The sequence below is a fragment of the Serratia sp. LACPHL-BACT-2024-00286 genome (genome assembly GCF_043109535.1).
GTDB classification, from domain to species: domain Bacteria; phylum Pseudomonadota; class Gammaproteobacteria; order Enterobacterales; family Enterobacteriaceae; genus Serratia; species Serratia sarumanii.
In genome coordinates this window covers 265931-283289 of record NZ_JBICNA010000001.1, presented here as the reverse complement: position 1 = coordinate 283289, position 17359 = coordinate 265931, and the positions used below count along the sequence as shown (strand labels likewise).

The following is a 17359-nucleotide window of genomic DNA, read 5'->3' as shown; positions in this document are numbered from 1 at the left end:
TGGAATTTATAATAATTTCGCGAGTGTATGCGAGCACGATCGGCAGCTGAAGGTACTTAAATCACTATAGATATTCTTTTTATGTATATAGATGGGATTTTGATTATTAGGGGAGCGATGCGGAATGCGCGGCAGGGGTTGCCTGCCGCTTATCGATTAAATCTGGTAGTCAATCACCGCATCCAGCTGCGACGAGAAAACCTTGTCCTTGATTTCGGTCAGCGACAGCGTCGGGTTGCACAGTTGGATAAAGCGCCAGGCATAGTTGCGCTGCAGCTGGCTGCGCTTGAGGCCCAGCCATACCGTATTGGGTTCAAACAGGTGCTCGGCGTTGAGGCTCACCAACCCGCGATCGCGCTCTTTTTCATACGACATGTCCGCCAGCACGCCCACGCCCAATCCCAATTCGACGTAGGTTTTAATTACGTCGGAATCCTGCGCGCTGAGCGCGATGTCCGGCGTCAGGCCCGCCGCTTTGAACGCCGCATCCAGCTTCGCGCGCCCGGTAATGCCCTGGCGGTAAGTGATCAGCGGCAAGGTGCTGAGCATCTCCAGCGTCACCTGCGGCTGGCGCGTCAACTCGTGCCCTTCCGGCACCAAAATGGTGTGATGCCAGCGGTAGTACGGGAATGCCGCCAGCGACTCGTCGCTCATCAGCCGCTCGCTGGCGATGCCGATATCGGCTTCGCCGGCGGCCAGCATCGAGACGATCTCTTCGGGGCTGCCCTGATTGAGCACCACCCGCACCCGTGGATAAAGCGCGCGAAACTCTTTGATCACCCCCGGCAGGCTGTAGCGCGCCTGGGTGTGCGTCGTCGCGATATGCAGCTGCCCCGAATCGTTGCTGCTGAAGACGTCCGCCAGGCGACGGATGTTGTTGGCGTCGTTGAGAATGCGTTCCGCCACCACCAGCAGCTCTTTGCCGGGCTCGGTCATGCCCAACAGCCGTTTGCCGCGGCGAATGAATATTTCGATGCCCAGCTCTTCTTCCAGCTCGCGAATATGCCGGCTGACGCCGGACTGCGAAGTAAATAAGGTATTGGCGACCTCGGTCAGGTTGTAGTTGCAGCGCGCCGATTCGCGAATAATTTTTAATTGTTGAAAGTTCATCCCCGTCTCCCTGTTTCTTGCGGTAGCGTCTGCCATATTGATACGGAGTCCTGCGGGGCTGAACAAATAAGAAATAGCCTTTAGTTATGCAATTTAATACTAAGTGAATTATTTATCGTGACTCTCGGGGTGTGAAGACGGAGGGAAATGATGAATGGCTTTAAAAATAACGAGATAAATAACCATACAAAGAGACGGGCTTAAATAATCATGCAGAATAAAGTTATTAAATAGAGGTATTAGATATATGAAAAAGGGCTCCGCACGCTGAGCCCTTTACTGTCTGCCGCCCCGCCAACGCCTCAGGCCGTGGCCTCGGCCCCGAAAGTGCCGGGGCGGTTCTGCTGCAACCATTGCTGCACGTAACGCACCAGATCGCCGATGCAATCATCCTGCATGCCGTGGTGCTTCAGCTCGTTATCCAGCGCAAACAGGTATTGCGCGTTGGTGCCCAGCGGGCCGCTGGCGCTGGCGATCAATGGCGCGATCACCTGGTGGCTGGTGTCTGCTTCAAACAGTGGATGCTGCGGGTTCATCACGAACACCAGCGCCGTGACGGCCTCACCGCCCTCCAGCTGCAGCTCACACCAGGTCGGCACGTAGCAATCGGTGATCATCTCGCGCTTCCACAGCAGCTCCAGCTCTTCGCGCAGCTTACTCTCCGGCAGACGAAACGCCAATCCGGTGGTCTGGCCGCCCTCTTTCAGTGCCAGCATGCGCCCCGGCTGATGCAGCGTGCCGCGCCCGGCGGTCAAACGCATGCAGAACGCCCGATGCCAGCCCTGCAGTATGGCTGGCCGCACTTCTTCCGATTCGAAAACCGGATTCCACATCAGCGAACCGTAACCGAATACCCATACCGGGCTGTGATCCGGCCGGCGCGATAATGTGCACGCCAACGAGGCTGCGCGCTGCTCAGGTGTCAGCAACAGCGATTCCTCAATAGCGCCAAAGGCGGTTTTGCAATCCGCTTTTTGCAGAAAATCTCGCGTTAACACTGTTACAACCTCCCGGGAATACGATTTCTCGTCCTCCCTCGCCACTACTGAACCTTTGCAATTTTATTTTTTGGTGCGGAATTTTATTAATTCAATAACCGCGCCGATTAATAATGACCATATTCTTTTCCCACCGCGCAATCAAGTTGCAAAGCGGCGTTAACGTGGAAAAGTATTTGTACTGAGCAGCAATAATATTAATTGCCGAGGTCAGCATAACGTCTGCGCGATTTTAGCAGGCCATAAAGGCGTTACTTTTTGTGCCAACGCTCATCGTCGCCCTTGCGATAGCTTTGCTTGACCGCCGCCCAGGCCACCTTGTGCGCCGTCTCCTCCCGGCTGTCGTCACCGCGTCGGTCTTCAGGATCCCGGTATTGTTGCCAGGCGCTGTTGAACGCTTCTTTATAGATCGCCTGTGCATGGGCCGGCAGCACATGCTTCACATTGTCCGGCAAGTCGTTCGTGTCTTGATAGGGCATCACGTCCTCCCGTGCGTATTCCGTGAACCTTAAGCCTAGCTCACACGCAGTTGCGCCTCAATGAGCAAACAATTCTCATTATCAAACGGCATGGTATACTCACCGCCAAACGAACTATAAGGAGATCCCCGTGACTACCGAAGCCCCTCGCTCACGCGCCCCCTACCTGATCGCCGTCAGCGCCGTACAGGACATTACGCCGCACCTGCGCCGCATCACCTTTACCGCGCCCGATCTGCGCTACTACCCGGCCAACGCCGCCGCTGCGCACATCAAAGTCTTTTTGCCGCTCGCCGACCAAACTCAGCCGGATCTGCCGACGCTGACCGAAAACGGCCCGCGCTGGGCCGCGGACGCCGTGCGCCCGATCGTGCGCACCTATTCTATTCGCGCCGTGCGCCCGGAACAGGCGGAAGTGGACATCGAATTTGCGATTCACGATCACCGAGGCCCAGCGGTCGACTTTGCGCGCCAGGCGAAAGCCGGCGATAAAATCGGCATCAGCAACCCGGGCGGCCCCAAACCGATGCTGCCGGCGGCCGATTTCTACTGCCTGGCGGGCGATCCTTCCTCGCTGCCTGCGCTGGCCGCGCTGCTGGAAAACCTGCCGCCGCACAGCGCCGGGCGCGCTTTCGTCCGCGTCGACAGCACCGCTGACATGATTGACCTGAAAAAACCCGCTGATGTTGAAGTCAATTGGATCGTCGGCGGCACGGAGAAAACCGACGAACTGATCGCTCAGTTCCGCGCGCAGTCCCTGCCGCAGGGCGAAGCGCACTTCTGGCTCGCCGGTGAAGATCGCCTGGTGGTGGGGTTGCGCCGCTACCTGCGCCGTGAACGCCAATGCGATCGCAATCGTCTTTATGCCGTACCTTACTGGCGTGAGGGGCTAAATGAAGAGGGTTACCACAATAAACGGCATGAAATCATGGATAATATTGATGACTAACTGTCTCGTTTTCCTTGATTAACCAAGCGGTAAATGAGTAAACACGACTTTTCTCAAATCTAACGTTAAAAATTGGCGTTACTGCGTAAAAGTAAGTAAATAAAACCGCACCCCGTGCGGTTTTTTTGCTACCCTGATCACATAAAGCAAGCAATTGCTTTCTCAGATAAAAACAACATCACACCGGCGCCGCGGGTGTATCCTAATATAAAATACCTACTGGAAACGCAGAGTTGCCGTGCCACGGCGACCGGCGCCGACGGGCTACGCTGTTTGAGAAGGAGTGCCACCCTCATGAAGTCGCAACACGATCCTGGCCGATCCACCAAATCTCGCCACACCGAATACTCGCTGATCTTCCCCATCGCCGCGCTGGTGGTGTTGAATCTGTGGAGCAGCACCGCTAACTTTCCGCTGATCGTCGGCATCAATATTCTCGCGCTGGTGGGGATCCTCAGCAGCGCCTTCAGCGTGGTGCGCCACGCCGACGTGCTGGCTCACCGGTTGGGTGAACCCTACGGCTCGCTGATCCTCAGCCTGTCGGTGGTGATCCTCGAGGTCAGCCTGATCTCGGCGCTGATGGCCACCGGCGACGCCGCGCCGGCGCTGATGCGCGACACGCTGTACTCCATCATCATGATCGTTTCCGCCGGCCTGGTCGGCTTCGCGCTGCTGCTCGGCGGGCGCAAATTCGCCACCCAGTACGTCAATCTGGGCGGCATCAAACAGTACCTGATGGCGATTTTCCCGCTGGCGGTGATTGTGCTGGTATTCCCGAGCGCGCTGCCGGGCGGCAACTTCAGCACCGGGCAAGCGCTGTTGGTAGCGCTGATCTCCGCCGCCATGTATGGCGTGTTCCTGGTGATCCAGACCAAAACCCACCAGAGCCTGTTCGTGTACGAGCATGAAGACGACGACGGCGACCCGCATCACGGCAAGCCTTCTTCCCACAGCAGCGCCTGGCATGCCGCCTGGCTCATCGTGCACCTGATCGCGGTTATCGCCGTCACCAAGTTCAACGCCAATCCGCTGGAAGGTCTGTTGACCAAAATGAACGCGCCGGCGCAGTTCACCGGTTTCCTGGTGGCGCTGCTGATCCTGTCGCCTGAAGGGCTGGGCGCGCTGCGCGCCGTGTTGAACAATCAGGTGCAACGCGCCATGAACCTGTTCTTCGGCTCGGTGCTGGCGACCATCTCCCTGACCGTGCCGGCGGTCACCATCATCGCCACCCTGACCGGGCAGACGCTGATCTTCGGCCTGCAAACGCCGCATATCGTGGTGATGCTGACGGTGTTGCTGCTGTGCCAGCTGTCGTTCTCGACCGGCCGCACCAACGTGCTGAACGGCACCGCCCACCTGGCGCTGTTCGCCGCCTACATGATGACTATCTTCGCCTGATCAAAAAGGGGCGCACACCGTGCGCCCCCACCTTCGTTTATACCGAGAAGAATATCGCCGCGGCGATCCCCCCGAACAAAATCCACTTGATGATGTAGTAACCGGTGCGATTCCAGGCCTTTAGGCGTTTCCCCACCCGGCGTATCGCATAGATGTATTTGAACATCTTGTTGACGCCGCCGGTGCGATCGCCCTCTTCATTCGGCGCGGTGGCGGCGCTCATCAGATTGCGCCCCAGCCAGTGGTTCACCGCCTGCGCCCAGCGGTAGCGCATCGGCCGTTCGATGTCGCAGAACAGGATAAGACGGTTCTGCCCGCTCTGGTTTTCCGCGTAGTGCAGATAGGTTTCATCGAACATCACGCCTTCCCCGTCGCGCCAGCTGTAGCGCTCGCCGTCCACCTCAATGAAGCAGCGGTCATCGTTGGGGGTAATCAGCCCCAGGTGATAACGCAGCGAACCGGCGTAAGGGTCGCGGTGGCGCGGCAAACGGCTGCCGTCCGGCAGTTCGGCGAACATCGCCGCCTTGACCGAAGGCAGGCTGCGCAGCAGTTCCGTGGTCTGCGGGCACAGGGTCATGGCGGAGGGATGGCTGTCTTCATACCATTTCAGATAAAAGCGCTTCCAACCGGTCTTGAAAAAAGAGTTGAAACCGGCGTCGTTGAATTGATCGGACGCCTTGATCTGCTGGATCTCCATCAGCTTCTGTCCTTCGTCGCGGATGGTTTCCCAGTTATCTCTCAACACCGCCAGCTCAGGAAACTGCTCCGGCTTCAGGTACGGCGTGGTCGGCACGCGGGAAAACAGATACATGAAGACGTTCAATGGTGCGGTAAAGGTGGAATGGTCAGACAGCTGCCGCCACACGTTGTAGCGCACCCGTCCGCGGTAATGCACATAGACGACGCATAAAATAAGCAAAATCAGAACGATGTATTTCATGTTTGAATCGCATCAAGGAACCTACACGCTATGCGCCGCACGGCGCACACCCCAGATAATGTCCTTTTGGCGGCACAGGCAAATTGCGCGCCAATCTGGCACTCACTAATCATTGACGCTAACTCAACGAAAATCTATACAAAAAACCACAATAATTTACACAAAGGTTAAACGAAATGATAAATGAGGGGCGATAAAAAAGGCCGCCGAAGCGGCCTTTCCATTAGCGGATAGGTTAACTGTAAGCGTTGAGCGTGCGCTGGCACAAAGCGGAACGCACGCAGTCCTGTTTTTCAAAGCGGATAACGCCGATCATCTCGTCCTCTTCGAAGCGCTCCAGGGCATCGCTGAGGCCGGATTTCACGCCGCGCGGCAAGTCGCACTGGGTCACGTCGCCGTTAACGATAACCGTCACGTTTTCTCCCAGGCGGGTCAGGAACATTTTCATTTGGCTGGCGGTCACGTTCTGGGCTTCATCCAGGATAACGACCGCATTTTCGAAGGTGCGCCCGCGCATATAAGCGAACGGCGCAATCTCTACCTTGCCGATTTCCGGGCGCAGGCAGTACTGCATAAAGGAAGATCCTAAACGACGTACCAGAATGTCATACACCGGGCGGAAATAAGGCGCGAACTTCTCGGAGATATCCCCCGGCAAGAAACCGAGGTCTTCATCCGCCTGCAAAACAGGACGGGTAACGATAATCCGATCCACCTCTTTATGAATCAGCGCCTCCGCCGCCTTGGCGGCGCTGATGAATGTTTTGCCACAGCCGGCTTCGCCGGTGGCGAAGATCAGCTGCTTATTCTCTATGGCTGATAAGTAATGACCCTGAGCTTCGGTTCTAGCCTCGATGGGTGAGCTATCGCGCTTGTCTCGCGCCATGCCGATAGACTCGACTCCCCCCATTTGCACCAGCGAGGTCACAGACTCTTCTTCCAGCTGGCGATGACTACGAGCGTCACGACGAATAACGCGTTTCGCTTCACGACGTGCTTTGATCACTGCTTTCTGTCTACCCATAGTGGCACCTTACAGTTTGTTTCACCTACCGCAACGGCCTGGCCGCGCGATTATGTTTCACACACGTATTAGGTTTTGGCCTCCTCCGAGCCAATAAGAGCCAAGGGACAAGGTGAATTGACGGCAACGCTTAAGCGCCGTGTCTTCACGGGACAACGCGGACTGCATCTGTAAACGTGGAGTAAAAAGTGATGAGATTCGGTAGCGATAAGAGTGCGGAGTTGCCGGTAAAAGAGAGTCGGAGAGATAACCCTCGTTACAACGAGAAATCAGGTGAGATGTGTTATTTTTTCTTTCCAGCCCAACCAAGGACTTTACCATTAGCGATCCCCGCAGTGATATTTACAGCTTCAAGCTGTGCACCGTGTGAAAACTACCGCCAGATGATTACAGTATAATGACATTCAATCTCGTCGCGTTACTAAAATGTAAAAAAATTTAATATCTTTTGTTTTCAGTCAGCGCTAAAACACTATATCACGCTCTACACGTCATTCCAGAAAAATTTTTACATCAACAATATCAATGAATTGCAATTAAAAACCACAAATGACACTTTGGTTTCTCGATTAAATTTTGCGCAATCCAAAGCCGGTGAGCCGTGCAGATTTTTTTAATCCGCAGGCAAAGCATCGAATTGAACTTCGTCGCGCAATGTCCCGCGCAATAGGCAATACAAAGTAAAACGAGGCGGAAGATCACGCCTCGTCATTGCGCACTCAGGCCTTGAGCAAGCCGCTGGCCAGATAGTCGCCGCCCTCTTTCACGCCCGGCAATACGAAGAAATACCCGCCGCCGATCGGCTTGATGTATTCCTCCAGCGCTTCGCCGTTGAGCCTTTTTTGCACCGTCAGGAATCCTTTTTCCAGATCGGCCTGATAGCAGACGAACAGCAGCCCCATTTCCAGCTGCCCGGCATTCGAGACGCCAAGAGAATAGCTGTAGCCGCGCCGCAGCATCAGGTTGCTTTGGCTTTCCGGCGTGCGGGGGTTCGCCAACCGAATGTGCGCGTCCATCGGTATCACCTTGCCGTCGGGATCGTTCGCGTAGTTCGGCTCGTCATGTTCATGCTTCATGCCGAGCGGCGCGCCGCTGTGCTTTTCGCGGCCAAAGATGGTTTCCTGCTCCTGCAGCGGCGTGCGATCCCAAAACTCGACGCGGAAGCGAATAATGCGCGCCGCCTGGTAGCTGCCGCCCGCCGTCCACGCCGGCTCGCCGGCGCCGTCGCCAACCCACACCACCTTATCCATCAGCGGTTTGTCGTCGGTTTTCGGGTTGGCGGTGCCGTCTTTGAAGCCCAGCAGGTTAATCGGCGTTTCTTTGCCTTTGCTGCGCGCCGCATGCGCCGAGATGAACCCTTCCCGCTTCCAGCGCACGCTGAGCAGATCCGGCGAATGCTTGATGATATCGCGCAGCGCGTGGAGAGCGGTTTCATTGGTGTTGGCGCAGATCTGCAGCAGCAGGTCGCCGTGGCACAGCGCGGCGTCCAGCGCATCGTTGGGGAAGCGCGTCATCTTCTGCAACCGCAGCGGTTTTTGCGCCTGCAGGCCAAAGCGTTCGTCGAACAGCGATGCGCCGACCGAAACGGTGATGGTCAGGTTGTCCGGGTAAATCTCCGGCCCCATGATGCCCGAATCGAGCGGCGGCAGCTTGGCATCCACTTCCGGCGCCTTGCCGCCGTGGGTCAGGAACGCGATGCGATCGGTCAGCAGCCGGAACAGACGCTCCAGATCCGCTTTGCTGGTCGCCAGCACGTCGAACGCTACCAGCATCATCGCCGCCTGTTGCGGCGTCAGCACCCCGGCCTGATGGCGACCATAAAACGGCTGTTTCTGCCAACGCTCATCCTGCGGCGTCGCCAACGGCTCCGCCGCGTTGCCCGCCGCCTGCGCCAGGCGGCTGCCGCCCAGCGCCAGTGCGCCCAGCCCCAGCCCTTGCAGCAAACGGCGCCGCGAAGGCGAGGCCGCCCCCTGCGATTGCGGATGCGGCCCGTTGTTCAGGCCTGCCTTGTTGCTCATAATCCTATGCCTCAGTCCAGGCCCAACACGCCGCGCAGTTGAGAAAGGTCTTCCGCCAGCGTGGTGATCGGCCCTTTCAACGCGTTGCGATCGGCTTCGCTCAGCTTCTCGTAGGACTCATAGCCCTCTTTGGTTTTGTACTTCGCCAAAATGGTGTCCACGGTTTTGAAGTTGGCGTCAATCTTGTCCAGCAGCGGCTTGTTGGCCTTGACCAGCAGCGGACGCAGCAGGTTGACGATCTTCTGCGCGCCGTCGACGTTGGCCTGGAAATCCCACAGGTCGGTGCGGCTATAGCGGTCTTCTTCACCGCTGATCTTGCTGGCCGCCACTTCTTCGATCAGCCCGGCTGCGCCGCCCACCACCTTGCTCGGCGGGAAGGTCAGTTCACCCACGCGTTTTTGCAGCTCAACGGTGTCCTGATACAGCCGATCGGCGTATTTATCCATGTCTTTGGTCGAGTTGTCGGCAAACAGCGCCTTCTCCAGACGGTGGAAACCGGTGAAGTTAGGGTCCGCCGATTTCTTCTCGTAGTCGTCTTCACGGGCGTCGATGCTGCCGTCCAGATCGGAGAACAGCTCGGCGATCGGCTCGATGCGCTCATAGTGCTGACGGGTCGGCGCATACAGCTTGCGCGCTTGCTCCACGTTGCCGGCCTTCACCGCGTCGGTGAACAGCTTGGTCTGTTTCACCAGCCCATCGACTTCTTTGGTGACGTAGACTTTGTATTCGGCGATCGGGCCAACCAGATCCAGCGCGCTCGGCTTGCCGTCGGTGGCGCCGTTGGCCGCCGCAGTGACGGTCAGTTTGCCTTTTGGATTGCTCAGCAGCCCGCAGGTCATATCATATTCGCCCGCTTCCAGCGTGGCGGTCATTTTCTGGGTGAAGCCCGGCGCGATGTTCTCGCGCTCTTCCACCACCATCACCCCTTTCAGGATTTCCCATTCGACGTTTTTCTGGCTGGTGTTATGCACCACAAACTGCGTCTTGCCGGCCGGCACCGTCAGCTGCATCGGTTCGCACTGCTTGTCGTTGACCGTGACTTTGACCTGCGGCACGTCCGCCGCCAGCGCATCGATGCTCAGCGCAAACGCCGGGATAGCCAGTAATGCTGCGTGCAACGCCTTGCGGCGAAATAACGGAGTAGACATACGAGATTCCCTATTAAACATTAATGATTGATTTTACGTTGCGCCGGAGCCGCTGCCGGCTCCGCGCGCTGCGGCAGGAAAAAGAAAATCAGCGCCGGGATCAGATACAGGAAGTAGACCGCCACTTCGCTGACCGTCGGCGCTTCCTGATAACCGAGAATGCCTTCCAGCAGGGTGCCGAACAGCGAATGGGTCGACAGGGTGCTGCTGAAATCGAAGGCGATGTCCTGGAAGTGGTTCCACAGGCCGGCTTCGTGGAAGGCGCGGATCGCCCCCGCGGCCAGCCCGGCGGCGACGAACAGAATGAACAGGCTGGTCCATTTGAAGAATTTGGCCAGGTGCAGCTTCACCCCGCCCCAGTAAATCATCATGCCCAGCACGATGGCGGCCGCCAGGCCGAGCACCGCGCCGATCGGCGCCGCGGCGCCCACGTCTTGCTGGAAAGCCGCCAGCAGGAAGAACACCGACTCCAGCCCTTCGCGCGCCACGGCGAAGAACACCATCGCCACCAGCGCCCAACCCTGCCCTTTGCCGGCGCTGAGCGCCTGATCGATCGCCCCTTCCAGATGCACCTTGACCGACTTGGACACTTTGCGCATCCAGAACACCATATAGGTGAGGATCAGTACCGCCACCACCGCGACGATGCCTTCGAACAGCTCCTGCTGCTTCTGCGGGAACTCGCCGGTGGTTTCATTGATGAAGATGCCGAGCGCCAGACACAGCGCCGCGGCGACAATCACGCCGACCCACACCGCGCCCAGCCATTGGCTGCGCTGCGTGCGTTTCAGGTAGCTGGCGATCAGGCTGACGATCAGCGCGGCCTCCAGCCCTTCACGGAACATGATAAGAAAGGGAACGAACATAAATAATCACCCCTGAAAAGACCGCGGCGGCAGAGAAAGCTGGCTCGACATGCGCTGCGCAACTCTGTAAAGAAACGTAAAATGCAACGAGAGTGATTATCATTCTGCCAAGAAGAAATACAAGAGGCGCCAGCGTGATTTTTTCTAATCAAATGTCACCAGGTGTTGGATGACGGCGATCGGCAGGCGAAAAAAAGGGCGCGTTACGCGCCCCTTGCTGACTGACATCGAACGGCGTTACACCGTTTTATACTCGGCTTCCGCCTGATCGAAACGCTCGGTCATGGTGGCGGATGGCCGGCGGCCCATCAGGCTCACTACCACGATAGCGAGGCAGCCCAGAATAAAGCCCGGGATGATTTCATACAGGCCCAGCCATTCGTACTGTTTCCAGACGATAACCGTCACCGCGCCGACCAGCATGCCGGCCAGCGCGCCGTTGCGGGTCATGCGCGACCACAGCACCGAGATCAGCACGACCGGGCCGAAGGCGGCGCCGAAACCTGCCCAGGCGTAGCTCACCAGGCCCAGCACGCGGTTCTCCGGGTTGGCCGCCAGCGCGATGGCGATCAACGCCACCACCAGCACCATCACGCGGCCGACCCACACCAGCTCACGCTGGCTGGCGCCTTTGCGCAGGAACGCCTTATACAGGTCTTCGGTGATCGCGCTGGAGCACACCAGCAGCTGGCAGCTCAGCGTACTCATGACCGCAGCCAGGATCGCCGACAGCAGCACGCCCGCCACCCATGGGTTGAACAGCAGCATCGCCAGCTCGATGAACACGCGTTCGCCGTTCTGCGACACGTTGCCGGCTTGATCCGGGTTATTGGCGAAGTAAGCGATGCCGAAGAAACCGACGGCGATGGTGCCGGCGAGGCACAGGATCATCCAGGTCATGCTGATGCGGCGCGCGCTGCGGATGGTGCGGTGAGAATCCGCCGCCATGAAACGCGCCAGGATGTGCGGCTGGCCGAAGTAGCCCAGGCCCCAACCCAGCAGCGACAGGATGGCGACGAAGTTCAGCCCCTTCAGCATGTCGAGGTTGGCCGGGTTCTGCGCCTGGATCACCAGCATCGAGGTATCGATGCCGCCGACGGCGAAGATCACGATCACCGGCGTCAGGATCAGCGCGAAAATCATCAGGCTGGCCTGCACGGTGTCGGTCCAGCTCACCGCCAGGAAACCGCCGATAAAGGTATACAGGATGGTCGCTGCGGCGCCGGCCCACAGGGCGGTTTCGTAGCTCATGCCGAAGGTGCTTTCGAACAGGCGCGCGCCGGCCACGATGCCGGAGGCGCAGTAAATGGTGAAGAACACCAGGATGACGATGGCCGAGATCACCCGCAGCAGCTTGCTGTTGTCTTCAAAGCGGCTGGTGAAATAGTCCGGCAGCGTCAGGGCGTTGTTGTTGGCTTCGGTATGCACGCGCAGCCTTCCTGCCACCAGCTTCCAGTTCAGGTAAGCGCCGATGGTCAGGCCGATGGCGATCCAGCTTTCGGAGATGCCGGAGAGGAAGATGGCGCCCGGCAGGCCCATCAGCAGCCAGCCGCTCATGTCGGAAGCGCCGGCGGACAGCGCGGTCACCACGCTGCCCAAACTGCGGCCGCCGAGAATATAGTCATCAAAGTTGTTGGTTGCCCGGTAGGCAAGCAGGCCGATCAGCACCATCCCGAAAATGTACACCAGGAAGGTCACCAGCATAGGTGTGCTCATTGTCATTTAATTCTCCACTTTCATTATTATTCGCGTTTCGCTCCGGCCACGCCGGCGCCGGTAAACCCACGCGCAATGCATTTCACTGGCCGCCGCGCCGGAACGTGGCGCAGCCTGCGAGCGAGTGCAGGTAAAATAGTTTCTGCCCGTAATTGTTGACCGTCGGTTATCCTAGATGAGCCTTTCATCAACCAACAAGATATTTAACAACAAAGTTACACAAAGTTTACCCTGCGTCACATTTACCGGGCTCAAAGGTTGCACTCACGACAAGCAAAATGAGTTGCACCCGGTCATTACCCTTATATACCGCAAGGTAAAACGCCTGCGGCCGCATAAACCCCGCCGCGTTCGCTCAATAACGCAACATTCATGCCAACTGCCGATGTTAAAAAATCGATGAAACTCACACTTCGCTCATCAGCCTGATTTAACAAGGTTGCACAAAGTTGCAACATGCAGGATATTGTCTGCATTCTTAACCCCACACATCTCACGAACCTATCCCAACAGGCTTTCCGGCCTGCCGTTTGTCTAGCCTGATGGGATAGGTTCTAAACACAGGAGTTGGATTGGCATGGGCACTACCACAATGGGCGTGAAACTCGACGAGGCAACACGCGACCGGATCAAGAGCGCCGCGCAGCGCATCGATCGCACGCCGCACTGGCTCATCAAGCAGGCCATCTTTAATTACCTCGAGCGTCTCGAGAGCGGTACCGATATTCCTGAAATTCCAGCGCTGGCCGCTGCGGGCCAGCCTGAAGCGGACGACATTATGCCGCAAGCGCAGGAAGAGTCACACCAGCCATTCCTCGATTTCGCCGAACAAATTCTGCCGCAGTCGGTCACCCGCGCCGCCATCACCGCCGCCTATCGTCGCCCGGAGACCGAAGCGGTGCCGATGTTGCTCGAACAGGCGCGATTACCCGCCGATCTTGCACAGGCCACTCACAAAATGGCCTATGGCATCGCCGAGAAGTTGCGTAACCAAAAAAGTGCAAACGGCCGCGCCGGCATGGTGCAAGGCCTGCTGCAAGAGTTCTCCCTCTCCTCGCAGGAAGGCGTGGCGCTGATGTGCCTGGCGGAAGCGCTGCTGCGCATTCCGGACAAACCGACCCGCGATGCCCTGATCCGCGACAAGATCAGCAACGGCAACTGGCACTCGCACCTCGGGCGCAGCCCGTCGCTGTTCGTCAACGCCGCTACCTGGGGCCTGCTGTTCACCGGCAAACTGGTGTCCACGCATAACGAAGCCAATCTGTCCCGTTCGCTGAACCGCATTATCGGCAAGAGCGGCGAACCGCTGATCCGCAAAGGCGTGGACATGGCGATGCGCCTGATGGGCGAACAGTTCGTGACCGGCGAAACCATCGCCGAAGCGCTGGCCAACGCGCGCAAGCTCGAAGATAAAGGCTTCCGCTACTCCTACGACATGCTGGGCGAAGCCGCCCTGACCGAGGCCGACGCCCAGGCCTACCTGGTTTCCTACCAGCAGGCGATCCACGCCATCGGCAAAGCCTCCAACGGCCGCGGCATCTATGAAGGCCCCGGCATCTCCATCAAGCTGTCCGCCCTGCACCCGCGCTACAGCCGCGCGCAGTACGAACGCGTCATGGAAGAACTCTACCCGCGCCTGCTGTCGCTGGCCCTGCAGGCACGCCAGTACGATATCGGCATCAACATCGACGCCGAAGAGGCCGACCGCCTGGAGATCTCGCTCGATCTGCTGGAGAAGCTGTGCTTCGAACCGCAGCTGGCCGGCTGGAACGGCATCGGCTTCGTGATTCAGGCCTACCAAAAACGCTGTCCGTTCGCCATCGATGCGGTGATCGACATGGCGCAACGCAGCCGCCGTCGCCTGATGATCCGTCTGGTGAAGGGCGCCTACTGGGACAGCGAAATCAAACGCGCCCAGATGGACGGCCTGGAAGGCTACCCGGTCTACACCCGCAAGGTCTATACCGACGTTTCCTACCTGGCCTGCGCCCGCAAGCTGCTGTCGGTGCCGAACCTGATCTATCCGCAGTTCGCCACCCACAACGCCCATACCCTGAGCGCCATCTATCACCTGGCCGGCAACAACTACTACCCTGGCCAGTATGAGTTCCAGTGCCTGCACGGCATGGGTGAACCGCTGTACGAACAGGTGGTGGGTAAAGTGGCCGACGGCAAACTGAACCGCCCTTGCCGCATCTATGCGCCGGTCGGCACCCATGAAACGCTGCTGGCTTACCTGGTGCGCCGCCTGTTGGAAAACGGCGCCAACACCTCGTTCGTCAACCGCATCGCCGACGCCACCCTGCCGCTCGACGAGCTGGTGGCCGATCCGGTCAGCGCCGTGGAAGCGCTGGCGGCCAGCGAAGGCCAGATTGGCCTGCCGCACCCGCGCATTCCGCTGCCGCGCGAGCTGTACGGCGAGAAGCGCACCAACTCCAGCGGCCTGGATCTGTCCAACGAACAGCGTCTGGCTTCGCTCTCCAGCGCCCTGCTCACCAGCGCCAGCCATCCGTGGCGCGCGGAGCCTATCATCGACGCCGAATTGGATCAGGGCGTGGAACAGCCGGTGATCAACCCGGCCGAACCGGGCGATGTGGTCGGCTACGTGCGTGAAGCCACCGAAAGCGAAGTCAGCCGCGCGCTCGACGCCGCCGCGGCCGCCGGCCCAATCTGGTTCGCTACGCCGCCGACGGAGCGCGCCGCGATCCTCGAACGCGCCGCCGAGCTGATGGAAAGCCAGCTGCAAAGCCTGCTGGGCATTCTGGTGCGCGAAGCCGGTAAAACCTTCAACAACGCCATCGCTGAAGTGCGCGAAGCGGTCGACTTCCTGCACTACTACGCCGGCCAGGTGCGCGACGATTTCGCCAACGACAGCCACCGCCCGCTGGGCCCGGTGGTCTGCATCAGCCCGTGGAACTTCCCGCTGGCGATCTTCACCGGCCAAATCGCCGCCGCGCTGGCGGCCGGCAACAGCGTGCTGGCCAAACCGGCCGAGCAAACGCCGCTGGTGGCCGCGCAGGCGGTGCGTATTCTGCTGGAAGCCGGCATTCCGCAAGGCGTGCTGCAGCTGCTGCCGGGCCAGGGTGAAACCGTCGGCTCAACGCTGGTCAACGACGCCCGCGTACGCGGCGTGATGTTTACCGGCTCCACCGACGTCGCCGGTATTCTGCAGCGCAGCATCGCCGGTCGTCTGGATCCGCAGGGCCGCCCGACGCCGCTGATCGCCGAAACCGGTGGCCTGAACGCCATGATCGTCGACTCTTCCGCCCTGACCGAGCAGGTGGTGACCGACGTGGTGGCCTCCGCCTTCGACAGCGCCGGCCAGCGTTGCTCCGCGCTGCGTATCCTGTGCATTCAGGAAGACGTGGCCGAGCACACGCTGCAAATGCTGCGCGGCGCGATGGCCGAATGCCGCATGGGCAACCCGGAGCGCCTGTCCACCGACGTGGGCCCAGTGATCGACGCCGACGCCAAAACCGGCATCGAACGCCACATCCAGGCGATGCGCGCCAAAGGCCGCAAGGTGTACCAGGCCGCCAAAGGCAGCGCGCAGGATGAGAAAGAGTGGGCGCGCGGCACCTTCATCAAGCCGACGCTGATCGAACTCGACAGCTTCGACGAGCTGCAAAAAGAGATCTTCGGCCCGGTGCTGCACGTGGTGCGCTTCCAGCGCAACAATCTGGACGCGCTGGTCGATCAGATCAACGCCGCCGGTTATGGCCTGACGCTGGGCATTCACACCCGTATCGATGAAACCATCGCCCGGGTGACCGAACGCGCCAAGGTCGGCAACCTGTACGTCAACCGTAACATGGTTGGCGCGGTGGTCGGGGTGCAGCCGTTCGGCGGCGAAGGTCTGTCGGGCACCGGCCCGAAAGCCGGCGGCCCGCTGTACCTGTACCGTCTGCTGGCCAACCGCCCGGACGACGCGCTGCAACGTACGCTGCACCGTCAGGACGAAGAGCGCCCGATGGAAGCCACCGCGCGGCCGCAGCTGCTGGGCGCGCTGCAATCGCTGGAGAAATGGGCGGTCACCAGCCAACAAGGCGAACTGGCGGCACTGGCGCAGCGCTATGCGGAACTGGGCCAGGGCGGCACCGTACGCCCGCTGCCGGGCCCGACCGGCGAGCGCAATACCTATGCCCTGCTGCCGCGTGAACGCGTGCTGTGCCTGGCGGATAACGAAGCCGACGCACTGATCCAGTTGGCCGCCGTGCTGGCGGTCGGCAGCAGCGCGCTGTGGCCGGAAGCGGAACTGCAGCGCAATCTGTTCCGCCGCCTGCCGAACGATGTGCAGGCGCGCATCGCCTTCAGCAAAGACTGGCAGCAGGACAAGGTCGAGTTCGACGCCGCCATCTACCACGGCGATGCCGACCAGCTGCGCACCCTGTGCGAGCAGATCGCGCAGCGCGGCGGCGCCATCGTCTCGGTGCAAGGCTTCGCCCACGGTGAAACCAACATCCTGTTGGAGCGCCTGCTGATCGAACGTTCGCTGAGCGTCAACACCGCCGCCGCCGGCGGTAACGCCAGCCTGATGACCATCGGTTAACGCATCGTCAAGGCGGCCATACATTGCCGCCTGATTGGCTCACCGCTACGCAAACCCTGCACTCGTGCAGGGTTTTTTTATTGCCCGCAGCCCGGCCAGACGTTAGCGTCTTGTTATCCTTGCATGAGGATGTGTCGCCTCATGGGCGATAACAATAGGGGGAG

The 17359-nt window shown here is 59.4% G+C and carries 12 protein-coding genes; 3 read left to right on the top strand and 9 right to left on the bottom strand.

Annotated elements, in window-relative coordinates; translation table 11 throughout:
• Positions 1-156: 156 nt before the first annotated feature.
• From cbl to chaB, 3 genes are all read right to left on the bottom strand, one after another.
• Entirely contained in the window at positions 157-1110 is a 954-nt protein-coding gene (cbl, locus tag ACF8MC_RS01395) for an HTH-type transcriptional regulator Cbl (RefSeq protein ID WP_033634950.1), read from the bottom strand.
• Between the two features lie 302 nt (positions 1111-1412).
• On the bottom strand, positions 1413-2108 hold the full coding sequence (locus ACF8MC_RS01390) for a gamma-glutamylcyclotransferase (RefSeq protein ID WP_086580014.1): 696 nt from the start codon (positions 2106-2108) through the stop codon (positions 1413-1415).
• Between the two features lie 251 nt (positions 2109-2359).
• Complete coding sequence (gene chaB / locus ACF8MC_RS01385) at positions 2360-2587, bottom strand: putative cation transport regulator ChaB (RefSeq protein WP_049202016.1); 228 nt, start codon at positions 2585-2587, stop codon at positions 2360-2362.
• Between the two features lie 130 nt (positions 2588-2717).
• On the opposite strand from chaB, the gene ACF8MC_RS01380 reads away from it, so the two are divergent.
• Together ACF8MC_RS01380 and chaA are read left to right on the top strand one after the other, a co-directional pair.
• Complete coding sequence (locus tag ACF8MC_RS01380) at positions 2718-3536, top strand: siderophore-interacting protein (RefSeq protein ID WP_164104834.1); 819 nt, start codon at positions 2718-2720, stop codon at positions 3534-3536.
• 294 nt (positions 3537-3830) lie between these two features.
• Positions 3831-4934 carry a sodium-potassium/proton antiporter ChaA gene (chaA, locus tag ACF8MC_RS01375; protein ID WP_033647747.1) on the top strand — a complete coding sequence of 368 codons (1104 nt, stop codon included), beginning with the start codon at positions 3831-3833 and terminating at the stop codon, positions 4932-4934.
• Between the two features lie 37 nt (positions 4935-4971).
• Here the strand turns inward: chaA and lpxO are convergent, their stop codons facing one another.
• From lpxO to putP, 6 genes are all read right to left on the bottom strand, one after another.
• Entirely contained in the window at positions 4972-5874 is a 903-nt protein-coding gene (gene lpxO / locus ACF8MC_RS01370) for a lipid A hydroxylase LpxO (RefSeq protein ID WP_033634956.1), read from the bottom strand.
• A 235-nt stretch (positions 5875-6109) separates the two neighbouring features.
• On the bottom strand, positions 6110-6898 hold the full coding sequence (gene phoH, locus ACF8MC_RS01365) for a phosphate starvation-inducible protein PhoH (protein WP_015378226.1): 789 nt from the start codon (positions 6896-6898) through the stop codon (positions 6110-6112).
• Between the two features lie 719 nt (positions 6899-7617).
• Complete coding sequence (gene efeB / locus ACF8MC_RS01360) at positions 7618-8916, bottom strand: iron uptake transporter deferrochelatase/peroxidase subunit (protein ID WP_049234819.1); 1299 nt, start codon at positions 8914-8916, stop codon at positions 7618-7620.
• An 11-nt stretch (positions 8917-8927) separates the two neighbouring features.
• Positions 8928-10064 carry an iron uptake system protein EfeO gene (efeO, locus tag ACF8MC_RS01355; protein ID WP_033647749.1) on the bottom strand — a complete coding sequence of 379 codons (1137 nt, stop codon included), beginning with the start codon at positions 10062-10064 and terminating at the stop codon, positions 8928-8930.
• 20 nt (positions 10065-10084) lie between these two features.
• Positions 10085-10930, bottom strand: a complete 846-nt coding sequence (gene efeU, locus ACF8MC_RS01350; protein WP_049194677.1) for an iron uptake transporter permease EfeU — start codon at positions 10928-10930, stop codon at positions 10085-10087.
• Between the two features lie 237 nt (positions 10931-11167).
• On the bottom strand, positions 11168-12652 hold the full coding sequence (putP, locus tag ACF8MC_RS01345) for a sodium/proline symporter PutP (protein ID WP_033647752.1): 1485 nt from the start codon (positions 12650-12652) through the stop codon (positions 11168-11170).
• Between the two features lie 571 nt (positions 12653-13223).
• Between putP and putA the strand changes: the two genes are divergently transcribed.
• Positions 13224-17195, top strand: coding sequence for a trifunctional transcriptional regulator/proline dehydrogenase/L-glutamate gamma-semialdehyde dehydrogenase (putA, locus tag ACF8MC_RS01340; protein ID WP_164104835.1), 3972 nt, complete (start codon positions 13224-13226; stop codon positions 17193-17195).
• Positions 17196-17359: the final 164 nt, after the last annotated feature.